The 23,416-nt window shown below is 34.1% G+C and carries 23 protein-coding genes; 10 read left to right on the top strand and 13 right to left on the bottom strand.

Going from position 1 to position 23,416, the window contains the following annotated elements; genetic code table 11:
- Window positions 1-5 precede the first annotated feature (5 nt).
- Entirely contained in the window at window positions 6-2,069 is a 2,064-nt protein-coding gene (locus KHA98_RS04270) for a S9 family peptidase (protein ID WP_213255663.1), read from the bottom strand.
- Between the two features lie 149 nt (window positions 2,070-2,218).
- Here KHA98_RS04270 and KHA98_RS04265 point away from each other — a divergent pair, with 149 nt between their 5' ends.
- Window positions 2,219-2,539: a YbaB/EbfC family nucleoid-associated protein gene (locus tag KHA98_RS04265; protein WP_035648504.1), complete on the top strand. Its 321-nt coding sequence runs from the start codon at window positions 2,219-2,221 to the stop codon at window positions 2,537-2,539.
- Between the two features lie 158 nt (window positions 2,540-2,697).
- Here KHA98_RS04265 and KHA98_RS04260 read toward each other — a convergent pair whose 3' ends face one another.
- Window positions 2,698-3,717, bottom strand: a complete 1,020-nt coding sequence (locus tag KHA98_RS04260; protein WP_213255661.1) for a threonine aldolase family protein — start codon at window positions 3,715-3,717, stop codon at window positions 2,698-2,700.
- A gap of 308 nt (window positions 3,718-4,025) precedes the next feature.
- Between KHA98_RS04260 and prfB the strand changes: the two genes are divergently transcribed.
- From prfB to hemN, 8 genes are all read left to right on the top strand, one after another.
- A protein-coding gene (gene prfB / locus KHA98_RS04255; RefSeq protein WP_213255659.1) for a peptide chain release factor 2 occupies window positions 4,026-5,124 on the top strand; the annotation gives its coding sequence in 2 pieces (ribosomal slippage) (window positions 4,026-4,088 and window positions 4,090-5,124; 1,098 coding nt in all).
- A 101-nt stretch (window positions 5,125-5,225) separates the two neighbouring features.
- Window positions 5,226-5,672: a peptide-methionine (R)-S-oxide reductase MsrB gene (gene msrB / locus KHA98_RS04250; protein ID WP_213255657.1), complete on the top strand. Its 447-nt coding sequence runs from the start codon at window positions 5,226-5,228 to the stop codon at window positions 5,670-5,672.
- A gap of 334 nt (window positions 5,673-6,006) precedes the next feature.
- On the top strand, window positions 6,007-7,005 hold the full coding sequence (lpxD, locus tag KHA98_RS04245) for a UDP-3-O-(3-hydroxymyristoyl)glucosamine N-acyltransferase (protein WP_213255655.1): 999 nt from the start codon (window positions 6,007-6,009) through the stop codon (window positions 7,003-7,005).
- 166 nt (window positions 7,006-7,171) lie between these two features.
- Window positions 7,172-8,800: an acyl-CoA carboxylase subunit beta gene (locus KHA98_RS04240; RefSeq protein ID WP_213255653.1), complete on the top strand. Its 1,629-nt coding sequence runs from the start codon at window positions 7,172-7,174 to the stop codon at window positions 8,798-8,800.
- A gap of 124 nt (window positions 8,801-8,924) precedes the next feature.
- Entirely contained in the window at window positions 8,925-9,347 is a 423-nt protein-coding gene (locus KHA98_RS04235) for a DoxX family protein (protein WP_213255651.1), read from the top strand.
- Between the two features lie 122 nt (window positions 9,348-9,469).
- Window positions 9,470-9,817 carry a hypothetical protein gene (locus tag KHA98_RS04230; RefSeq protein WP_213255649.1) on the top strand — a complete coding sequence of 116 codons (348 nt, stop codon included), beginning with the start codon at window positions 9,470-9,472 and terminating at the stop codon, window positions 9,815-9,817.
- Window positions 9,818-9,921: 104 nt separating this feature from the next.
- A complete protein-coding gene (locus KHA98_RS04225; RefSeq protein ID WP_213255647.1) occupies window positions 9,922-10,398 on the top strand; it encodes a hypothetical protein in 477 nt (158 codons plus the stop codon).
- A gap of 118 nt (window positions 10,399-10,516) precedes the next feature.
- Window positions 10,517-11,881: an oxygen-independent coproporphyrinogen III oxidase gene (hemN, locus tag KHA98_RS04220; RefSeq protein ID WP_213255645.1), complete on the top strand. Its 1,365-nt coding sequence runs from the start codon at window positions 10,517-10,519 to the stop codon at window positions 11,879-11,881.
- Between the two features lie 7 nt (window positions 11,882-11,888).
- On the opposite strand, the gene KHA98_RS04215 is transcribed toward hemN, so the two are convergent.
- The 8 genes from KHA98_RS04215 to KHA98_RS04180 all read right to left on the bottom strand — a co-directional run bounded on the left by KHA98_RS04215 (window position 11,889) and on the right by KHA98_RS04180 (window position 20,517).
- Entirely contained in the window at window positions 11,889-12,590 is a 702-nt protein-coding gene (locus KHA98_RS04215; protein WP_213255643.1) for a sulfite exporter TauE/SafE family protein, read from the bottom strand.
- Between the two features lie 5 nt (window positions 12,591-12,595).
- Complete coding sequence (locus tag KHA98_RS04210; protein ID WP_213255641.1) at window positions 12,596-13,045, bottom strand: FixH family protein; 450 nt, start codon at window positions 13,043-13,045, stop codon at window positions 12,596-12,598.
- A 12-nt stretch (window positions 13,046-13,057) separates the two neighbouring features.
- The gene (gene ccoG, locus KHA98_RS04205; protein ID WP_213255639.1) at window positions 13,058-14,476 is read right to left on the bottom strand and encodes a cytochrome c oxidase accessory protein CcoG; all 1,419 of its coding nucleotides are present in this window, start codon (window positions 14,474-14,476) and stop codon (window positions 13,058-13,060) included.
- A gap of 10 nt (window positions 14,477-14,486) precedes the next feature.
- The gene (locus KHA98_RS04200) at window positions 14,487-15,428 is read right to left on the bottom strand and encodes a cbb3-type cytochrome c oxidase N-terminal domain-containing protein (protein WP_213255637.1); all 942 of its coding nucleotides are present in this window, start codon (window positions 15,426-15,428) and stop codon (window positions 14,487-14,489) included.
- Window positions 15,425-15,625 carry a CcoQ/FixQ family Cbb3-type cytochrome c oxidase assembly chaperone gene (locus KHA98_RS04195; protein WP_213255635.1) on the bottom strand — a complete coding sequence of 67 codons (201 nt, stop codon included), beginning with the start codon at window positions 15,623-15,625 and terminating at the stop codon, window positions 15,425-15,427. Before KHA98_RS04195 ends, KHA98_RS04200 begins: the two co-directional genes overlap by 4 nt.
- Window positions 15,626-15,632: 7 nt before the next feature.
- Window positions 15,633-17,819, bottom strand: a complete 2,187-nt coding sequence (gene ccoN, locus KHA98_RS04190; RefSeq protein WP_213255633.1) for a cytochrome-c oxidase, cbb3-type subunit I — start codon at window positions 17,817-17,819, stop codon at window positions 15,633-15,635.
- A gap of 2 nt (window positions 17,820-17,821) precedes the next feature.
- The gene (ccoS, locus tag KHA98_RS04185) at window positions 17,822-18,013 is read right to left on the bottom strand and encodes a cbb3-type cytochrome oxidase assembly protein CcoS (RefSeq protein WP_213255631.1); all 192 of its coding nucleotides are present in this window, start codon (window positions 18,011-18,013) and stop codon (window positions 17,822-17,824) included.
- A gap of 119 nt (window positions 18,014-18,132) precedes the next feature.
- On the bottom strand, window positions 18,133-20,517 hold the full coding sequence (locus KHA98_RS04180) for a heavy metal translocating P-type ATPase (RefSeq protein WP_213255629.1): 2,385 nt from the start codon (window positions 20,515-20,517) through the stop codon (window positions 18,133-18,135).
- Window positions 20,518-20,721: 204 nt separating this feature from the next.
- Between KHA98_RS04180 and KHA98_RS04175 the strand changes: the two genes are divergently transcribed.
- Window positions 20,722-21,402 carry a Crp/Fnr family transcriptional regulator gene (locus KHA98_RS04175; RefSeq protein WP_213255627.1) on the top strand — a complete coding sequence of 227 codons (681 nt, stop codon included), beginning with the start codon at window positions 20,722-20,724 and terminating at the stop codon, window positions 21,400-21,402.
- On the opposite strand, the gene mazG is transcribed toward KHA98_RS04175, so the two are convergent.
- The 3 genes from mazG to def all read right to left on the bottom strand — a co-directional run bounded on the left by mazG (window position 21,403) and on the right by def (window position 23,414).
- Entirely contained in the window at window positions 21,403-22,173 is a 771-nt protein-coding gene (gene mazG / locus KHA98_RS04170; protein ID WP_213255625.1) for a nucleoside triphosphate pyrophosphohydrolase, read from the bottom strand.
- 100 nt (window positions 22,174-22,273) lie between these two features.
- Window positions 22,274-22,759: a DUF5606 family protein gene (locus KHA98_RS04165; RefSeq protein ID WP_213255623.1), complete on the bottom strand. Its 486-nt coding sequence runs from the start codon at window positions 22,757-22,759 to the stop codon at window positions 22,274-22,276.
- A 64-nt stretch (window positions 22,760-22,823) separates the two neighbouring features.
- A complete protein-coding gene (def, locus tag KHA98_RS04160) occupies window positions 22,824-23,414 on the bottom strand; it encodes a peptide deformylase (protein WP_213255621.1) in 591 nt (196 codons plus the stop codon).
- Between the last annotated feature and the right edge of the window lie 2 nt (window positions 23,415-23,416).

Raw genomic sequence — 23,416 nt, 5'->3', positions numbered from 1 at the left:
TCTAATTAGCTTTTAATTTTTTCTAAATCTAATAAAAAACTAAATTCCTTTGCTAAGTCTTTTAAAGCCTCAAAACGTCCTGAAGCCCCACCATGACCCGCATCCATGTTAGTATCTAAAAACAAAAGATTTTCATTTGTTTTTAAATCCCTTAACTTAGCGACCCATTTAGCAGGCTCCCAATACTGTACCTGAGAATCGTGCAATCCCGTTGATACATACATATTAGGATATTTTTGAGCTTTTACATTGTCATAAGGTGAATAAGACAACATATAATCATAATATTCTTTTTTATTTGGGTTCCCCCATTCGTCATACTCTCCGGTAGTTAGCGGAATACTGTCGTCCAGCATTGTTGTAATAACATCTACAAAAGGAACCTGAGCTATAACTCCATTGTATAGTTCTGGTGCTTCATTTACAATCACACCCATCAAAAGTCCTCCTGCAGATCCACCTTCAGCATAAAGATGTTCCGTTGAAGTATATTTCTCGTTTATTACAAATTTAGAGCAATCGATGAAATCTGTAAAGGTATTTTTCTTTTTTAACAGTTTTCCGTCTTCATACCATTGTCTTCCCAAGTCTTCTCCGCCTCTAATATGAGCGATTGCGTAAACAAATCCGCGGTCTAACAAAGAAAGTCGTGTCGAAGAAAAATAGGTATCCATAGTAATTCCGTACGAACCATATGAATAAAGCAACAACGGATTTTTACCATTTCTCTCCAATCCTTTTCTGTAAATCATCGAAATTGGCACTTTTACACCATCTCTGGCCGTTGCCCAAACTCGTTCTTCTACGTAATTTTCTTTATCAAACTTTCCTCCTAAAACCTGTTGTTCTTTTAAGATTTCTTTGGCTTTAGTTTTCATATTAAAATCAATTACTGACGATGGTGTCGCAAGTGATTGATAACTATAACGCAAAATATCGGTATCAAAATCAATATTTGTTGTAGTGAATGCACTATAAGTTTCACTTCCAAAAGGCAAATAATAATCTTCCTCTTCCTTATTCCAAGGCATGATTCTGATATGATTTAAACCATTTGAGCGCTCTTCAACTACTAAATAGTTTTTAAAAATTTCAATATCTTCTAATAAAACATCTTCTCTGTGCGGAATTATATCAACCCAGTTTCTTTTTGCTGTTTTATTTTCAGGCGTTTTCATTAATTTGAAGTTTGTCGCCTTGTCTTTATTGGTCAAAATATAAAACGAATCTTCAAAGTGTGAAATACTGTACTCTAAACCACGAACACGAGTCTGAAAAACCTCAAATTCACCATCAGGATTATCCGAATTCAGGATTCTGTATTCCGTTGTCAATGTACTTCCGGAACCAATTACAATATATTTTCTTGATTTTTCTTTACTTACCGAAACATTAAAAGTATCATCGGTTTCATTAAAAACCAAAACATCATTTTTTGAATCTGAGTTTAATTTATGTCTGAAAATTTTATCTGCTCTTAAAGTAACTTCATCCTGTCTGGTATAAAAAACAGTTTTATTATCATTTGCCCAAACAGATCCGCCTGTAGCATTTTCAATTTTCTCCTCTAAAATCTCGCCTGTTTCAAGGTTTTTAAACTGAATGGTATAGATTCTTCTTCCAACAAGATCTAAACCAAAACTGGCAAATTTGTTATCAGGGCTTATACTTAAACCTCCTAATTTGAAATAAGCATGTCCTTTTGCCATTTCGTTACAGTTGAATAAAATTTCTTCATCTGCCGAAAGGCTTCCTTTTTTTCTGGCAAAAATGGGGTAATCCTGACCAGTTTCAAAACGGGTAATATAAAAGTAACCATTGTAAAAATAAGGAACAGATGAATCGTCTTCCTTAATTCTCGCTTTCATTTCTTCATATAAAGACTCTTGTAAATCTTTAGTATGCGAAGTCATTTTTTGATAATAATCGTTTTCTTTATTCAAATAATCAATAACTTCAGGATTTTCGCGGTCATTCAGCCAAAAGTAATTATCGATTCGGGTTTCTTTGTGTTTTTTAAGTTTTTTAGGAACTTCTTTAGCCTTTGGAGCCTGTATATCGTTTTGCATTGATTTAATTAAGCATTAATTTTTTATTCAGAGAGGCAAAAATACTACAATCACAACAGAACCTAAATTAATATTTTCATAAAATATTCTATTGTTATCAAACAGCAATATAGTAATTTTGTCTGAAATAATTTAAAAATCGACAAAAAATGGACTTAATGGGAATGATGGGTAAACTTAAAGAAACCCAACAAAAAATCGAAGATACAAAGAAACGTCTTGATACCGTGTTAATTGACGAGCAAAGCGCTGACGGATTATTAAAAATTACAATTACGGCAAGCAGAAAAATCAAAACAATCTCTGTTGATGATTCTCTTTTGGAAGATAAAGAACAATTGGAAGATTATTTAATTGTAACGCTAAATAAAGCAATCGAAAAAGCTACAAATATAAACGAAAGAGAACTTGACGCCGTTGCAAAAATGGATATGCCAATGATTCCTGGGATGGATAATTTGTTTAAATAAGATGATAAGGTTCTGAGGTACTAAGGTACTAAGGTTCTAAGGTTCTAAGATTCTAAGGTACTGAGATAAAAAAAGACGCGTAATGCGTCTTTTTTTATCTTATGAAGAAAGCCTAAGTACCTCAGTCCCTTAGTACCTCAGAACCTTTGTCCCTTTGATCAAATTTTCGAAAATATCTCCATCACATACGTATGCATCACTTCTTTATAATCCAGATGTGTTACGATTCTCAGTTTATTATGACCTAGAGAACTTATTAAGATATTCTTTTGTTTCAATTTTTCAATTAAAAGTGTGTCGCTGTAACCTTCTGCTAAAGAAAAAATCAAAATATTCGTTTCTACGGGTTCAACAGCTGAAATCCAGGATTTAGTACTTAAAATTGCACCAATTTCTTTAGCACGTCTATGATCTTCTGCAAGTCGCTCGATATTATTGGCTAAAGCATACAATCCGGCTGCTGCCAAATAACCAACCTGACGCATCCCTCCACCAAGTATCTTTCTGATTCTCAACGCTCTATGAATATCACTTTTACTTCCAAGCAAAACTGAACCAATTGGAGCACCTAATCCTTTTGACAAACAAACCGAAATAGTATCGAAAATTGCTCCAAATTCCTTCGGATTCTGTCTTTTAGCTACCAATGCATTCCAAATTCTCGCTCCATCTAAGTGAAACTTTAAATTATTAGCATCGCAAACTTTTTTTATTTCTCTTAAATCTTCTAATTCATAGCAGGCACCGCCACCTTTATTAGTCGTATTTTCAACACAAACCAAACTTGTTAACGGGCTGTGGTAAAATTCAGGATCGTTTATAGCCGCAGCAACCTGTTTTGCATTTATCATTCCTCTGTGTCCATCAAGTAAACAACAAGACACTCCACTATTAAATGACACCCCTCCTCCTTCATAATGATAAACATGCGCATATTTATCCGCAATTAGCTGCTCCCCAGGCTGAGTATGAAGTTTAATTGCTGTTTGATTTGCCATAGTTCCTGACGGAAAAAAAAGTCCAGCTTCCATACCAAAAAATTCGGCTACCCTAGATTCTAATTCGATAACAGTAGGATCTTGTTTGTATACATCGTCGCCAACCTGTGCGTTAAACATATACTGTAACATTTCGTATGTAGGTTTGGTAATGGTATCGCTAATTAAATTTATTTCCATATATAAAAACTATATCTTTTTTGGACAGCAAAATTACATATTACTGTTAGTTATTGGTCGCAAGTTTTAATAAATTTTAACTTCCGACTTACAATACAACCAAATTAACGTAATATTTATAAAAAACATATAAAATCTTCTCTAATAATTTAAAAAATGATTCCTTATTTTATATCATCACTGTATTCTAATTTTATGCTGTATTCTAAAAACTAAATCTTATTTTTGTATTACGAAATTACGCATTAATTTTTTGAAATAAACTAACGTAATATCTGCAAAAAACATATAAAACTATTTATAAATTTATGACAACAGCCGAACAAGTAAAAGGTATTGTGGAGCGCCTTGGTGCGTTGAGGAGGTATCTTTGACGTTGATGCCAAGCTAATCGAAATTGCAAACGAAGAAGAAAAAACTTTTGCACCTGATTTTTGGAACAACGCCAAAGAAGCAGAAATCATTGTAAAAAACCTTCGAAACAAGAAAAAATGGATTGAAGATTATGACAAAGCAGTTTCTCTTACAGATGAGTTACAGCTTGCTTATGATTTTTATAAAGAAGGAGAACTTACTGCTGAAGAACTAGACGAGCAGTACAACATTACTCAGTCTCATATAGAAAACATCGAGTTCAAAAACATGCTTTCTGACGAAGGCGACAGCTTAAGCGCAGTTCTTCAAATTACTGCCGGAGCAGGCGGAACTGAAAGCTGTGACTGGGCAGGAATGCTAATGCGTATGTACATGATGTGGGGAGAAAGTTATGGTTATAAAATAAAAGAACTAAACTTTCAGGCTGGTGATGTTGCCGGAATCAAAACGGTAACATTAGAATTTGAAGGAGATTATTCTTTTGGTTATTTAAAAGGAGAAAACGGTGTACATCGTTTAGTAAGAATCTCTCCTTTTGACAGTAATGCCAAACGTCATACCTCTTTTGCTTCTGTTTACGTTTATCCGTTGGTAGATGACAGTATCGAAATTGACATTAATCCTGCCGATATCGAAATTACAACTTCACGTTCAAGTGGAGCCGGAGGACAAAACGTGAATAAAGTTGAAACAAAAGTTCAATTAGTGCACAAACCAACCGGAATCCAGATTCAGTGTTCTGAAACGAGATCTCAGCAAGACAACAGACAGCGTGCTATGCAAATGTTACGTTCTCAATTGTATGAAATTGAATTAAAGAAACAACAAGCACAACGTGCCGATATTGAAGCCGGAAAAATGAAGATTGAATGGGGTTCGCAAATACGTAATTACGTTATGCAACCTTATAAATTAGTAAAAGACGTTCGCACAGGCTATGAAACCAGCGATGTTGATGGCGTAATGAACGGAAACATCGATCCGTTCCTGAAAGCATTTTTAATGATGATGGGACAAAAAGAAGAGGAATAGTTTTTTTTAGTAATCAGTTGCAGTTTACAATCTCAATTCAATTGGAAAGCGAACTTGAAACGTGAAACAAAAAAAACGTGAAACAAAAAAAATAAACAGTTATGATAAAATGGGCAGATGTAATTCATTTTACAAATAAAGGAAATCCGGCTCCGGAAAAAAGAGTGGAGAAAACTGAAGAAGAATGGAAACAAATTCTTACTCCTGAAGAATTTCAGGTAACACGTTTAAAAGGAACTGAAAGATCTTTTAGCTCTGAATTATGCAGTTTATTTGATCCTGGAATTTACGAATGTAAATGTTGCGGAACTGTTCTTTTTGATGCCAGCGAAAAGTTTGAATCAGGAACTGGCTGGCCTTCATTTACACAACCAATAAAAGAAAATGTTATTGGTTATCATGCCGATAAATCCCACGGAATGATTCGTGTTGAAGTTGTTTGCAATGTTTGCGATGCACATTTGGGACATATTTTCCCCGATGGCCCTGAACCAAGTGGATTGCGATATTGCATCAATGCACTCTCTCTTTCCAAAATAAAAGAATAAAAACAAAAGCGATTCCTTCTCAAAAGTGAATCGCTTTTTTTTACCACATAAATCACTTCTAAATAAAATTGTAAGACACTGCTTATCAATTAGTAAAATTTCTTTTGCAAGATCATTTTCATTGACATTAAACTCATTTCACTTAACTTATTCAGCAAAAACAGCAAACTCAAATTACAGAACTTACAGTAATTTAATAGGTAAAATGTTAATTTTGTAATATTTAAACTATTATTTTAAATATTTTTCAAAAAACATAAAAAAAACATTAGGTAATTAAAATGTTATTTATTTTATTTGGCAAAAATTAACCTCAAATTCTATTAATACATTAATGAAATCCTATTCAATTCAAGAAATTAATGAAGTGATTAATGGCGTAATCTACGGCACTACTTCTCAAAGCATAACTGCAACAGAGCAACTGGAAAAAGCTACAACTTCAGAAATCTCTTTTATAGGAAACAAAAAATACGAAAAATACTGGTCTGCATCAAATGCATCCATTGCTGTTGTTAACGAAGACATTTCAATTGAACCCGGCGAAAATCGTGCATTTATCAAAGTAAAAAATGCCGACTTAGCAATGTCACAAATTTTAGCCCTTTTTGCCCCACCTACTCCAATCTTTCGTTCTACTATTCACAAAACAGCAACAGTTGATGAAACTGCAATAATTGGCGACGGAGCCAAAATTGGCGCAGGTTGTTATATTGGCCCAAAAGTAGAAATTGGCGCCAATGCAACAATTTACCCTAATGTTACCATTTTAGACGAATGCACGATTGGTAGAAATACCGTAATCTGGTCCGGAACTGTAGTTCGTGAGCGTTGCCATATTGGAAACGATTGCATTATTCATCCAAACGCTACTATTGGTGCTGATGGTTTTGGATTTCGTCCATGTAAAGAAAATGGCTTAGTTAAAATTCCACAAATCGGAAACGTAATTATTGGTAACGGAGTCGAAATTGGTGCTAATACATGCGTAGATCGCGGAAAATTCAGCTCAACAATTCTTGGTGATGGCTGTAAAATTGACAATTTAGTTCAAATCGGACATAACAGTAAATTAGGAAAGTTTTGCATTATGGCTGGTAACAGTGGCTTAGCCGGTTCTGTAACTTTAGGAAATGGCGTTATCATTGGCGGAAGCGCCTCTATAAAAGATCATACTACTATTGGCGACGGTGCTGTAGTTGGAGCTGGTTCAGGCGTAACCTGCGATGTTCCGGCAGGAAAAACCATGCTTGGATATCCCGCAGTTGAAGCTCGTGATGCTTTAAAACAATGGGCCATTTTAAAACGAATGGTTTGCGATTCAAAAAAATAACCTCATTATAATTTAAATACGAAAGCAGAAGTTAATCTTCTGCTTTTTTGTTTTTAGGAAGATGGAGATTATTAGAAATAAAAATTACACATATTTAAAATATTCTGTTTATTTCAACGGATTTTGTAAATTAGCCAACACTATTTTGTAAAATTAATATTATATCATGGATTTAAACTTCAATAAAAACGAAGATCACAATAAACTATTACTTTCAGACCTAAAACATAAATTTGCCAAAGTAAAACTAGGCGGTGGCGAAAAACGTATTGAAAAACTACATGCCGAAGGAAAAATGACGGCTCGTGAACGTATCGCGTATTTATTAGACGAAAATTCAGAAAATATTGAAATTGGCGGTTTTGCCGGTGATGGAATGTACAAAGAACACGGCGGATGTCCTTCGGGCGGCGTAGTGATAAAAATAGGCTATATAAGAGGCAAACAATGTATCGTTGTTGCCAATGATGCAACGGTTAAAGCCGGTGCCTGGTTTCCTATTACAGGGAAGAAAAACCTTCGCGCTCAGGAAATCGCAATGGAAAACAGACTTCCAATTATCTATTTAGTAGATAGTGCAGGAGTTTATCTCCCGATGCAGGATGAAATTTTCCCCGACAAAGAGCATTTCGGACGAATCTTTAGAAACAATGCCCAAATGAGCAGTATGGGAATCACTCAAATTGCTGCCGTTATGGGAAGTTGTGTTGCCGGAGGTGCCTATTTACCCATTATGAGTGACGAAGCGCTAATTGTAGATAAAACAGGCAGTATTTTCCTTGCCGGAAGCTATTTGGTTAAAGCAGCAATTGGAGAAACAATCGACAATGAAACTTTGGGTGGCGCTACAACTCATTGCGAAATCTCTGGTGTTACCGATTATAAAGCTAAAGATGACAAAGATGCTTTAGACAAAATAAAAAATATTGTAGATAAAATTGGTGATTATGACAAAGCTGGATACAGCAGAATTAAAGCCGAAAAACCAGCATTAGAACCAAATGATATTTACGGAATCTTACCCAAAGCCAGAAACGAACAATATGATATGATGGAAATCATCAATCGTTTGGTCGATAATTCTGAATTTGAAGCCTACAAAGAAGGTTATGGCCAATCCTTAATTACCGGTTATGCCAGAATTGATGGTTGGGCCGTAGGAATTGTAGCTAACCAGAGAAAAGTGGTAAAAACTAAAAAAGGCGAAATGCAATTTGGCGGTGTTATCTATTCCGACAGCGCTGATAAAGCAACCCGATTTATTGCCAATTGCAATCAAAAGAAAATTCCATTAGTTTTTTTACAAGACGTTACCGGTTTCATGGTTGGATCAAAATCTGAGCATGGCGGAATTATTAAAGACGGAGCAAAAATGGTAAATGCCGTAAGTAATTCGGTAGTTCCAAAATTCACTGTTATTGTCGGAAATTCTTATGGAGCAGGAAATTATGCTATGTGCGGAAAAGCCTATGATCCTAGACTGATTTTTGCCTGGCCAAGCGCCGAACTTGCTGTAATGGGCGGAACTCAGGCTGCAAAAGTATTGGCACAAATTGAAGCTTCTTCGCTTAAAGCGAAAGGAGAAGTTGTAGATGAAGCTAAAGAAACAGAACTTTTTAATAAAATAAAAGCCCGTTACGACGAACAAACTTCACCTTATTATGCTGCCTCAAGATTGTGGACAGATGCTATTATTGATCCTCTTGATACCAGAAAGTGGATTTCGATGGGAATTGAAGCTGCCAACCACGTTCCTATTCAAAAACCATTTAATTTAGGTATAATTCAGGTTTAATTGATTTCGATATTCGCAAACAAAAGTTAAATTAAAAGTAAAAAACTTATTTTCAGATACTTAAAAATAAATATCTGATTAAAAATTAGTAACTTAGTTAAAAATTTTTAATCACGTAAGTATCATGGAAAATGTAAAAAGTTTGAATAAATGGGCAAATTCGCACACTTATTTACCAGTAGATTTAGTACGTATTGTATTGGGTGTTTTTTTATTTATGAAAGGAGTTTCATTTGTAACGAATGTCCAGTATTTACATGATTTAATTTCTCCTATTGATCAATTCGGTGGTGGTATGTTTCTTTTACATTATATCGCTCCAGCCCATATGATTGGAGGAATAATGATTGTTTTTGGGCTACTCACCCGCTGGGCAATTGCAGCTCAATTACCAATATTATTTGGTGCCGTTCTTGTTAATTTTATGGGACGAATGCATTCTGAAAGCTTAATTCTCGCAATAGTAATTTTATTACTTTGCATATTTTTCCTTTTCTACGGAGGAGGAAAACACTCTGCTGACTATTACTTTAAAATGCAGCAATAAACTTTTTTCTTATCCTCAACTTCATATGTAAAAGTTGAGGATAATTATAAAAAAGCGACTTTTAAGAAGTAATTGGCACTTAAAATTTCTTTTATTGTGTTTTATGAACTAAATTCGCCCACATGAATTGGATTCGTAAAGCCTTATTTTTTGTTTCACTTTTGTTCTTAGCCTTTTTTGCTGTTCAGGCAAACGAGCTTCCTGTGCAAAAAATTGAAACACAAAAAACAGATTCCAATTTCACAAAAGAAACGCCAGATTCTTCTGCTTTCATCCAACCGCAGGCAAGTTATCAATTTGCTGCAAACATCAAAACAAATCACCCGGGTATCGTCAAATGCTTTGATTCTTTATTGCTAGTTGTTCCTCAACATAAAGCGGTAAAATCAAATACTAACTTTGCCAATCAATTTTCGACTCAGAGCAAAAAGATCTTATTAATGCTCTATCCCTTCCATTTTTTTTGGTAGATAGCTGAAATTTCAACGCTGAAGAATTCCTTCTTCACCATTTTTAAACCGTTTTCTATCTGGAAACCGTTTATTATTTCATATTATTTATCAAATTTAAAAACATGGAAACAAGTGTAACCATAATTGGTATTGTGATCGCGATCATAGTAGCCATTCCCGTATATTTCTCAGCACGATCGAGCGCTGCAAACAAAACGAAAATCCTAAATATTAAAAAGAAATTTAATCCGACACATCCGGATGATTTTGATTTAACAGAATCCCAAAGCAATAAAACGCTTACCATCGATCAAAAATTCAGAAGATTTATTTTGATGAATTTTAATCCAAATCAGCAAGAAGCAACCTATTTAGATTTAAAAACGGTTTCTTCCTGCAAATTAGTTTTAACCGAAGATGGAAAATCAGATACAATTTTAAAAATTGATTTTGAATTCCAAGAAAAAGATTCACCTAAAAAAATCACAATACCATTCTATGATTTTGATGATGATCGCATTAAACAAATAAGCGCCTATCAAGATCATATGTTTGCAAAAAAATGGCTTAAAATCATCCAAGATTCTATTTCACGTTAGTTATTTAATTCACTAAAGAGACTCAATTTTGAGTCTCTTTTTTTTATGTATATATGATATTTGTCATTTTATGCCTGAGCCTGAAATAGTAATTTTGATATAAACTTAATCCGTCTTTATGAAAATTTCCTTAACTCAAAAATACAATGTACCGGGACCAAGATATACGAGTTATCCAACGGTACCTTATTGGAATGAAGCTGCTTTTACGGTTGAAGAATGGAAAGAATCTTTTCGAAAATCATTCGCAGAAAGCAATTCTGAAAACGGAATAAGTTTATACATTCATTTACCTTTTTGTGAAAGCATGTGCACCTTTTGCGGCTGCAACAAACGAATTACAAAAAACCATTCGGTTGAGGAAAAATACATTCAGGCCGTTCTTAAAGAATGGAGTTTATATTGCAATTTACTTCCCGAAAAACCACTTATAAAAGAAATACATTTAGGCGGAGGAACTCCTACCTTTTTCTCTTCTGATAATTTAGAGCTTCTTATTAACGGAATCTTTACTTATGCGGGTAAAGCCGAAAATCACGAATTTAGCTTTGAAGGACATCCTAATAATACAACCTACGAACAACTTAAAAAACTTTATGATTTAGGCTTTCGCCGAGTAAGTTTTGGTGTTCAGGATTATGCTGAGAAAGTACAAAAAGCAATTCATAGAATCCAGCCTTTTCATAACGTTGCGAAAGTAACTTTTTGGGCAAAAGAAATTGGTTATAAATCCATTGGTCATGATATTATATTTGGATTACCATTTCAAACCATCGAAAATATCGTTGATACAGTAGAAAAAACAAATTCTTTAAAACCGGATCGTCTGGCTTTTTACAGCTACGCTCATGTACCGTGGATAAAAGGAAACGGACAACGCGGATTCAATGAAGAGAATCTTCCTAAAGACGCTGAAAAGAGAAAACTATACGAGATCGGGAAGCAATTACTTTCTGCAAATGGTTATCATGAAATTGGTATGGATCATTTTGCACTGTCTTCAGATAGCTTGTTTCATGCAGCACACAACAAAAAGATGCATCGTAATTTTATGGGCTACAGTGCTTCAAAAACACAGCTTATGATTGGTTTAGGTGTTTCTTCTATCAGTGACAGCTGGTATAGTTTTGCTCAAAATACAAAAACTCTTGAAGACTATTATCAATTAATAGACGCTGATCAATTACCGGTTGTAAAAGGACATATTTTAAATGATGAGGATTTAATCATCAGAAAGCACATTTTAAATTTAACCTGTGAACTTGAAACTTCCTGGAGCAAAGAATCTTTATATTTTAAAGAACTTCCGGATGTATTGATGGCTTTAAAAGAAATAGAAAACGATGAATTAATCGTAATAGAAGATAATACAATCAAAATTACAGAAGCAGGAAGACCTTTTGTTCGTAATATCTGTATGGCTTTTGATTTGCATTTAAAAAGAAAGTCTCCGGAAACAAACCTGTTCTCAATGACAGTTTAATAACTGCTTAATGACATTCGGGAGTTCCCTGAACAAACAAACTCATGTTTGACGGAGATATATAAGGAATTCCCAATCCTAAACCTCTCAAAATAAAAAGTACACCAATTAGTACTGCAACATAAGGAATTGCTTTTTGAATTTTATTTCGAAATGGCAGTTTTAATAATGAATGAATGTAAACAACGATTGTCATTAAAGGGAGAGTTCCTAATCCGAACAATAACATATACATGACACCCAAACCGGCACTCTGCATCGCTATTGCCCCAAATAAAGCCACGTAAACCATTCCGCAAGGCAAGAAACCATTTAATAAGCCAATTGTAAACAAAGATTTATAGCTTTTCTTTTTAAACTGACTTCCTAAGCTGGATTTTATATTTGAGATTATCTTGTAAACTGGTTTTGAAAAATTATATTTTGAGAATATTTTTTCCGGAATTACAACCACAAGAATCATTGCAATACCAATAAATATAGACATTTTCTGTTGCATTCCGGCAAGAAAGAAGCCTCGACCAAGCAACCCAAAGATTAAACCAATTGTGACATAAGCGGTTAATCTCCCTAAATGATACGTTATAATCTGCGTTACTTTCTTAGCCTGATTCTGATGGTCGACAGGCAACATCATAGCAATAGGTCCGCACATACCAACACAATGCAGACTACTGATAAGACCTAATATGAAAGCAGAAAACAACATTTTATTTAATTTACGTAAATCACTTCTTTCGTTAAGTATTTTTTACCCTCATACTGCCATTCCATATTAACACCCCAGCGTCCTTTAATCAATTTATTCTGCGGAATATGCAACGATGAATTTGTCAGTGCAAGTTTGGTATCAAAATCAAACTTTTTATTTGAGGGTCTGTATAATAAAACATTACCTGTAATTTTATTACTCACAAAAGTTGCAGGAAATGTAACAGTCAAACCTTCTCCATTGTATTTTACAACAGGTTTATGTTGTAAGTCATGGGCATTTTGAATTCTCGCCATTTCTTCCTGAAAATGAGTGTCATGTTTGTAATATTCTTCTACAACCAAATCGTTATCATATTTGCTGTTTGATTGTACTTCAAAAACAAAATATAAAATAAATGTCATAAACAATGCAAATGCAATGACAATTCCGGTTCCCCAATTAATTTTCATGATACTATAATTTTAATTAAAACTTCGTGGTCCTAAGAAATTTGTGGTCGTTGTTTCGAGTAATTCTTCGCCGTTATAAATGCCAATTTTTACATTGGTTTTATCACTTTCTAAAAGTGCTTCATTAATTTTAATAAACAAAGTTCCTTGCGAAATACCTTCTTTAGCTACTTTAAAATGAGTTTTTCCAACATTGCTAATTTCTCCTTTTTGATCAATTAACTCAAAATGGATATCATTGTAGTCTTTCATCGTTTTGTTTACAATTTTATAGGTGTAAACATTACTGATTTTGTCGCCTTCATGTTGAAAAAGTTGCCCCGGCAAGCGTAAAATAACCGCCTGAACATCTGTTCTTAAAAACAACATTCCAACAAAGATACTTAACAGAATAAACAACACCGCTGTATATCCTTTCATTCTTGAAGTAAATTTGAAAGGTTCTTTTTTAGTGATTTCATCTTCTGATGCATAACGAATTAGACCTTTTGGCAATCCAACAGATTCCATTATATGATCACATTCATCGATACAAGCGGTACAATTAGTACATTCCAGTTGTGTACCGTTTCTAATGTCAATTCCCATAGGACAAACATGAACACACTGAAGACAGTCAATACAGTCTCCCTTTCCGGTTAAGACTCTGTCTTCTTTTTTATTAAATTTTGCACGCCCTTTTTCTTTTTCGCCACGCACAAAATCATAAGCAACATTAATCGATTTATTATCTAGCAGTACTCCTTGTAATCTACCGTAAGGACAAGCTATAATACAAACCTGCTCACGAAACCACACAAAAACAAAATAAAAAATACCGGTAAAAATAAGAAGTGCAATAAAATTACTTGACTGTTTAATTGGTCCCTGCTCTATCATTAAGAATAAGGCATCGCTACCAACTAAATAAGCCAGGAAAACATTTGCAATAACAAAAGAGATCACGAAGAAAATCGTCCATTTTATGACTCTTTTTCTAATTTTCTCAGCATTCCATTCCATTCTGGCTAAACGAGACTGAGATCCTCGATCACCATCGATCCAATATTCAATTCGGCGAAAAACCATCTCCAAAAATATGGTCTGAGGGCAAATCCATCCACAAAATATCCTTCCAAAAACAACTGTAAACAAGATTATAAATACAACGCCAACAAGCATTGAAATAACAAACAGGTAAAAATCCTGAGGCCAAAAGGGGAATCCAAATATATTAAAACGACGTTCGATAACATTGAACATCATAAATTGATTTCCGTTTACTTTAATAAACGGGTTTATTAACAAAATAGCCAGCAAAACATAGCTGACAATTTTGCGGTAATTATAAAATTTACCAGACGGTTTCTTAGGGAATATAAATTTCCGATTACCGCCTTCGTCTATAGTTCCTATGGTATCTCTAAAAGCTTCGTCTGGTAAATTTGACATGATATTCTAATTATTTTTTAACTTCAGTGGTATCTTTTTGTGTGCTTGCAGCTGCTGCATCGGTTTTAGGAGCGCTATCGTCTACCCAAACTTCACCTTCTGCTTCTTTTGGATCTTTAGGATTACTTCCCTGTAAAGACAAAATGTAACTTGCTACTTTTTGAATCTCTTTTGGTTTTAAAGTTCCTTTCCAGGCAATCATTCCTTTACCGTCACGTCCTCCGTTTGTAATCGTATGGAAAAGATTTTTAACTCCTCCACCCAAAATCCAACGATCATCTGTAAGGTTTGGTCCAATTTGTCCACCACCGTCAGCACGGTGACAAGCAGCACAATTCGTTGTGAAAATTTCTTTTCCGGCTTCTAAACTTGGAGCATCAGTTAATAAGACTACTGTCTTTTCATCCATTAAATCCGGAGCAGTTTTAAGATATTCATCAACATCTATTTTTGCCTGTGCCATTTCTTTCTTCAACTCCATTTCCTGATCATCACCTCCAAACATCTCATATTTTGCAAAATAGATCACTCCAAAAATGATACAGATATAGAATAAATAAACCCACCATGGCGGTAAATTATTATCTAATTCTTTAATTCCGTCATAATCATGATCCATTAATAAGTCACCTTCTCTTTCCATAGGCTGCGTTTTAGTCAGCTTATGCATTAGATCTTTGTACCAGGTACTTTCTTTAAGACTTAGACTTTCCTCGTAATCAGCTTTTGCTTTTTCTTCCGGCGTCATCAATTGATATAGAACTCGATTGACTGCACTTAAAGTAATTTCTATTGCAATTAAAATAAATAGAAAAACTAGCAAAAAGACAGAAACCATTGGAAACTTAATAAATGCAGGTTTATCTCCTGAATCTATAAAATATTCCATCAAAGCAAAACCGATGAAGAAAATTAACGGTACTCTTATGTATGCTGGGAAAAACTTTTTCATTGTTGTCTATCTTTTGAAATTATACTACTTCCTTCATCCAAAGGTATCTGACTCATTTCCTGAATTTTATCTTTTTTATATGTAAACACCCAAAAGCCAAGTCCTACGAAAAAGAAAAAGAAAATCAAGAGAGAAATAATCGGGTACACTTCAATACCCGATATTGTTTCCATATTGTGTTTTATTTGTTCAAACATAATGCTGTTATTTAGAAGTTTCTTTTACTTTAATATCAGTACCAAGTCTTTGAATATAAGCAATCAGGGCAACGATTTCACGTTCGTTCATCGGAATGAATTTTTCGCCTTTTGCAGCTGCTTTCTTTCTACTGTCTTCATAACTTTTTACAAAGTCAGGATCACTTTCTAAGCTTTTTTCAATTTTTACTGCCTGCTCTCTTAATGTTCGTTGCGCATTTGCAACTTCATCTGCAGAATACGGCACTCCTAAAGTGACCATCACCTGCATTTTTTTCTGAGTAAGTGATATGTCCATTGGCTTGTTATCAAACAACCATTTATAGCCTGGCATGATTGATCCGGCAGATGTACTTTGTGGATTCCACATGTGGTTAAAATGCCAGTTATCATTGTATTTTCCACCTACTCTCAATAAATCAGGACCTGTACGTTTAGATCCCCATAAAAATGGATGATCATAAACAAACTCTCCAGCTTTTGCCTGAGGTCCATAACGTTCTACCTCACTTCTAAAAGGTCTAACGGATTGTGAGTGACAACCCACACAACCTTCTCTGATATATAAGTCACGACCTTCTAATTCAAGAGGTGTATAAGGTTTCACACTTGAAATTGTCGGAATATTTGATTTTACCATAATCGTGGGTACAATCTGAATAACTCCTCCAATTAAAATAGCAATTGTTGCTAAAATGGTTAACTGAATTGGTTTTCTTTCTAACCAAGAATGGAATTTTTCACCATTCAATCTGCTACTTCTTATTGTTTGTAAAGCCGGAGCCTGAGCTAATTCATCTTCAATTGTCTCACCAGCTTTTACCGTCATGATAATATTGTAAACCAGCGTCAACATACCTATTAAGTATAAACTTCCCCCAATAGCTCTCATCCAGTACATTGGCATAATTGCTGTTACGGTTTCAAGGAAATTCCCGTAGGTTAAAGTTCCGTCCGGATTAAATTGTTTCCACATTGAAGCTTGTTGAAAACCTGCCACATACAATGGAATTGTATACACGATAATACCTAAAGTACCAATCCAGAAATGGAAATTTGCCAGTTTCTTAGAGAATAAGTTCGATTTTGTCATTCTTGGAATCAACCAGTAGATAATACCAAATGACATAAATCCGTTCCATGCTAATGCTCCCACGTGTACGTGCGCTACGATCCAGTCAGTATAGTGCGCGATAGCATTTACATTTTTAAGAGAAAGCATTGGCCCTTCAAAAGTTGCCATTCCGTAACCTGTAATTGCTACTACAAAGAATTTTAAAACCGGTTCTTCACGAACTTTATCCCACGCACCTCTCAAGGTTAATAATCCGTTGATCATACCTCCCCAAGATGGAGCAATTAACATTACAGAAAACGCAACACCTAAATTCTGTGCCCAGTTTGGAAGAGCAGAATATAACAAGTGGTGAGGTCCTGCCCAGATGTATATAAAGATTAAAGACCAAAAGTGAATAATTGATAATCTATAAGAGTAGATTGGACGATTTGCTACTTTAGGAATGAAATAATACATTAAACCTAAGAATGGAGTTGTCAAGAAAAATGCAACCGCATTATGCCCATACCACCACTGAACTAAAGCGTCCTGAACTCCGGCATAAACCGAGTAACTTTTTAATCCGGAAACCGGAATCTCAATATTATTAAAGATATGTAAAACGGCAACAGTAACAAAAGTGGCAATGTAGAACCAAATCGCAACATATAAATGGCGTTCTCTGCGTCGAAGCATCGTTCCAATCATATTAATCCCCATTACGACCCAAATAACTGCAATTGCAATATCTATTGGCCATTCAAGCTCTGCATATTCTTTTGAAGAGGTATACCCTAATGGTAATGTAATTGCAGCTGCTACAATAATAAGCTGCCAACCCCAAAAATGCAGGTTACTTAAAAAGCCACTAAACATTCTGGCTTTTAGTAATCTTTGCATCGAATAATACATTCCCGCAAAGAAAGCATTACCCACAAAGGCAAAAATTACAGCATTAGTATGCAACGGTCTTAAACGACCATAACTAAGCCAGGCGATCCCATCTGTTATGTTGGGAAAAAGGTACATGACCGCAAGGGTCAGTCCCACTAACATACCTACTACTCCAAAGAGAATAGTGGCGTAAATGAATTTTTTTACAATTTTGTTGTCGTAATAAAACTGTTCCATTTCCATAATTATACTTGTTTTTCTTCGGTTGGTGAATTATTTTTCTGGGGAGTAATTTTTGTTTCGTCGTCAAAAAGCATTCTGACAGAGGGTGTATAATCATCATCGTATTGACCGGATCTAACCGCGACGATGAAAGCAATAAAGAAGCCTATTGCTACACAAATACTAACTGAAATTAAGAGATAAATTACACTCATACCATAAATTTATGTTAACAAAATTAGCGGGTTACCGGGGTATAAAATATGATAATTATCATAGTCAGAAGACTAATGTTAAATTTAGTAAAAAAACTTTTCAGAATTATTTATAATCGTTATAAATTACTCTTACTGAAATAGTTAGACATAAAAGTAACAAAACTAACAATTGTAATTGTGCTTAACGGCATTATTATAGCAGCTACCAGTGGTAGGAGATTTCCTGTAATTGCAAACCCAAGCCCTACTATATTGTATAGAAGCGACAACCCAAAGCTCATTTTTATAATCAAAATAGACTTATGAGAAAGTCCTAAAAAATAATCTAGTCTTGAAAATTCACTGGCATCTAAAATTGCATCGCAGGCAGGTGAAAAAACATTAACGTTTTCTGAAATAGAAATTCCAACATTACTTTGAGCCAAAGCTCCGGCATCGTTGAGTCCATCCCCTACCATCATTACATTCTGCCCTTTTTCCTGCAGTTTTTTTATGAATTCGAGTTTCTGTTCCGGCTTCTGATTAAAAACCAATTCGGTATTTTTTGGTAAAATAGCTTCCAAAGTAGCTCGTTCTCCATCATTGTCACCAGATAGTACCTTTATCACGTATTTTTCACTCAATGTAGAAAATAACGTTCTTAAGCCATCTCTATACTGATTCTGAAAGTTAAACTCGCCATAATAAACATCATTAATTTTTATATGAAGTGCTGTTTTTTCAATTTCTGAAGCCTCTTTTTCAGGCCCGCCAACAAAACTTGCCGAACCTATTTTAATGGTATTATTTTCTGCTGAAGCTAAAATTCCTTTTCCCGTTATTTCCTGAAAATCATCAATCTTAATTCTTCCTGATTCCGGCAGAAAATCATACAACATACGGCTTAAAGGATGATTTGATGCTCTAAGTACATTTTTTATAAGTACCTGATTTTCATCAGAAATCGTCGTACCTTCATAGATAATATTTGATTTTTTGTTGGTTGTAATTGTCCCTGTTTTGTCAAAAACTATTGTATCAACTTTTGCCAACTGTTCTATTACCAAAGCATTTTTGAGATACATTTTTTGTTTACCCATTATTCTCAGGATATTTCCAAATGTAAACGGAGCAGTAAGTGCCAATGCACAAGGACATGCTACAATTAATACGGCAGTAAAAACATTAAATGCGGTATTGGCATCAATAAATATCCAGTAACCAAATCCTGCAAATGCAATCAATAATAAAAGAGGCGTAAAATAACGGCTGATTTTATCGGTTATCGTTTTGTGTTTTTGATCTACTTTTTTCTGGAAGATTTCATTGCTCCATAATTGTGTCAGGTAACTTTGCGAAACAGAATGTAGTACTTCCATTTCTATTACTTTACCGATTTGTTTTCCTCCGGCAAATACTTTGTCTCCTGATTTTTTGGTAATTGGAACTGCTTCTCCGGTAACAAAACTATAGTCTATTTCTGCTTTATCACTAATCAGTATACCGTCAACCGGAATTAATTCCTGATTTCTGATTAATAATCGGTTTCCTTTTAAGACATCATATATAGGAACGCTTTCTTCGGATGCATCGGTATTAATTCTTGTAACTGCTATAGGAAAATAGGATTTAAAATCTCTTTCGAAACTTAAAAAACTATAGGTTTTAATTTGGAACATTTTCCCTAGCAACATGAAGAAAACCAACCCTGTTAAACTATCAAAAAAGCCTGAACCGTAATTCATAACAATATCAAAAGTACTTCTGATGAACATTACGATAATTCCTAATGCAATTGGAATATCAATATTCAGCATTTTTGATTTGATACTTTTATAAGCCGAAACGTAATAACCGCTTGCAGAATACAAGAAACTTGGCAACGCCAGAACAAAAATCAGAATTCTGAAAAAAGGCTTATAATTATCTAACCAAAATTCTTTAATTTCAAAGTATTCCGGAAAAGACAACAACATGATATTTCCAAAACAAAAGAAAGCAACACCCAATTTATAAGTCAGACTTCTGTCGACATTGTTTTTTCCTGTTTCGTAATTTTCAAGACTTATATAAGGTTCATAACCTATTGAGCTTAATAAGTAAGCGATTTCTTTAAGGGAAACTAAATCTGAATTAAAGGTTATTCGAACTCTTTTTTCAGGAAAATTTACTTGTGATATATTAATTCCATTTTGGATTCGGTTTAAATTTTCAAGAATCCAAATACAAGAACTGCAATGTATGTGTGGGATATTTAAAGAAACTATAGAAGTATTTCCTTCCTGAAATTCAAGTACTTTTGAAAGAATGGTTTCATTGTCCAGAAAGTCATATTTACCGGCAATATCCTGAGGAGTGGCACCAGGTGATTTTTCAAAATCATAATAACAGGTTAAATCGTGAAGACTAAAAATTTCATACACAGTTTTACAACCATTGCAGCAGAATTTTTTTTCATCGAAAGTGATTTCTTCATTTTTTGGAATGGTAAGTCCACAATGAAAACAACCTAACTCACTCATAATTTGTTTCTTTTTTAATGTAACAAATATTCCAAATAAGAAGCGATTATAAATATGACATTTATCATATTAAAATGAAATAGAATTCTAATTTAAGAAATAAAAAGAAGCAAAATACAGGTGTGAAATTTTTCTTCATTTTTTAAGGAATATTACTGGGAAAGAACCCGAATATTGGTTAATTTTGCAGCAAATATTTTTGCTATGAATAAATGTGACCAATGTATTGTAAGACAGCTTTCTTCTCTTAAAGCCCTTAATAAAGAGGAAGTTGTAAAATTGGCTAGTAGCAAAACTACTTATACCATAAAAAAGGGTGAAGCACTTTTTGAAGAAGGTGAAGTTACAAATGGTGTGTTTTGCGTAAAAGATGGTGTAGGAAAACTTTCTAAACTAAGCGCAAACGGAAAAGACCAAATTGTAAAACTGGTAAAATCAGGCGAACTTTTAGGGCAACGCTCTATGATTAGTAATGAACCTGCTAATTTATCTGCAAAAGCAATTGCAGATATGGAGGTTTGTTTTATCCCAAAAGCCGAAATTCTACACTTTTTTAATCACAACAATCAATTTTCACTGAATTTGATGCAATCTGTTTGTGAAGACTTAAAAGAGTCTGAAAACGAAAAAATTGCTTTGGTTCAAAAAACCGTAAAGCAACGTTTAGCAGAAACCTTACTGCATTTGCACGATGCTTTTGGAGAAAATGCAGACAAAACACTTCAGGTACAACTTACAAGAGAAGAACTTGCAGGAATGATTGGAACGGCTACAGAAAGCTGCATCCGATTGTTATCTGATTTTAATAAACTGGAATTGATTGAGCTTGTTGGAAAAAAAATTATGCTTAAAAACATTAAGGCATTAAAGAAAATGGCGGAGTAATCAGAGCTTTTTTGCTTCGTTCCAAAAAACATCCATTTCAGCCAGCGTCATTTCCATTAAAGGCTTTCCTAATTCTCCTGCTTTGCTTTCTAAGTATTGAAAACGCTTAATAAACTTTTTATTGGTTCGCTCTAAAGCATCTTCCGGATTTACATTTAAGAATCGGGCATAATTGATCATTGAGAATAATACATCTCCAAATTCGGCTTCAATTTTATCCTGATCGCCAGCTTTGACTTCAACTTGTAATTCTTGTAATTCCTCTTGCACCTTATCCCAAACCTGATGTGGTTCTTCCCAGTCAAAACCAACACCTTTTACTTTATCCTGAATACGGCTTGCTTTTACTAAAGCAGGAAGACTTCTTGGAACTCCTTCTAAAACTGATTTTTTACCTTCTTTAAGCTTAAGTTTTTCCCAGTTTTGCTTTACTTCTTCTTCGTCTTTTACAACTGTATCACTATAAATATGTGGATGACGGTGAATTAATTTATCGCAAATCTCATTGCAGACATCGGCAATATCAAAATCATTTGTTTCTGAACCAATTTTGGCATAAAAAACAATATGCAACAGCAAATCTCCTAGTTCTTTTTTTACTTCATTTAGATCGTTGTCCAAAATGGCATCACCAAGCTCGTAGGTTTCTTCAATTGTAAGATGTCTCAGCGTTTGTAAAGTTTGTTTCTTATCCCAAGGACACTGCTCGCGCAATTCATCCATGATAATCAATAATCTTTCGAAGGCTTTTAATTGAAGTTCTTTGCTCATTTTTTTATTTTTTATATTTCTGCCGATTCTCTGTAAAAGTAAAAAATCCTGCTAAGAAAAACATCTTAACAGGATTAATATATTTAAAAGTATAGAACTACTATTCTTCTTTTTTAGCTTTTGCTTTCTTAGCTGCCGGAGCTTTTTTTGGTTTCTCTTCTGCAACCGGAGCTTCTTCTGCCGCTTCAACCGGAGCGGGAGCCAAATCAGTAACTAAACCTTTAGCCTGAAGTGTATTGTACCAGTTTAAAACTTTTTTAATGTCTGAAGGATAAACTCTTTCTTCATCATAATCTGGTAAAATTTCTTTAAAATAAGCATTTAGAGTTGCATTATCTTCTTTATGAGAGATCGCCTGACCTTTGTTTTCTTTAGTAGCAATTTTTTGCATTACTTCAGTCAATGGTTTTTCTCCTTCGTATGTATAAATTGAAATTTCTGATAATAAACTTACGTTACTTTTTAAGTTTACTGTAATTTTTTTTCCGTCTAATAATGATTCTGCCACAAAACCTGTACGAGTCTGTACTTTCAATACATATAAACCTGGTTTCCCAGAAATGGCTAAAATTTTGTCTAAATTCATGTTTATTAAATTAGTATTAAGAATTCTTCTATTATATCTTTTGAGTTCTAATTATTTAGAACATTTATCTGCCTTTTTTTGCAGCGGCAAATTTCATTCTGTACTCCTGAAACGTTTTGCCTTCTGTAATGTTTTTTAATTTCTTTTGAATCAAACGCTTTTTCAAAGAAGATATTTTATCGGTAAATAAAACTCCTTCGATATGATCGTATTCATGCTGAATAACTCTGGCAATTAATCCGTCAAAAACTTCTGTTTTCATTACAAAATCTTCTTCACAATATTCGATTGTAACAGTAGGTTTTCTATAAACATCTTCGCGAACATCAGGAATACTTAAACAACCTTCGTTAAAGCTCCACTCTTCACCTTCTTCTTTAACAATTTTAGCATTAATAAAAGTCTTTTTAAAACCTTTTAATTCTTTCTGTTCATCTGAAGCCAAATCGTCATCTTCGCTAAAAGGTGTTGTATCAATAACAAATATACGAATTGCCAGACCCACTTGTGGCGCAGCAAGTCCTACACCGTAAGCGTTGTACATGGTTTCATACATGTTTGCTATAGTTTCTTTTAGGTTTGGATAATCTGGCGTAATTGCCACACCTACTTTTCTTAAAACAGGATCACCATATCCTACAATTGGTAAAATCATTT

The sequence above is a fragment of the Flavobacterium branchiicola genome (assembly GCF_018383905.1).
Classification (GTDB): Bacteria; Bacteroidota; Bacteroidia; order Flavobacteriales; family Flavobacteriaceae; genus Flavobacterium; species Flavobacterium branchiicola.
This window is presented reverse-complemented; position numbering and strand designations above follow the sequence as displayed.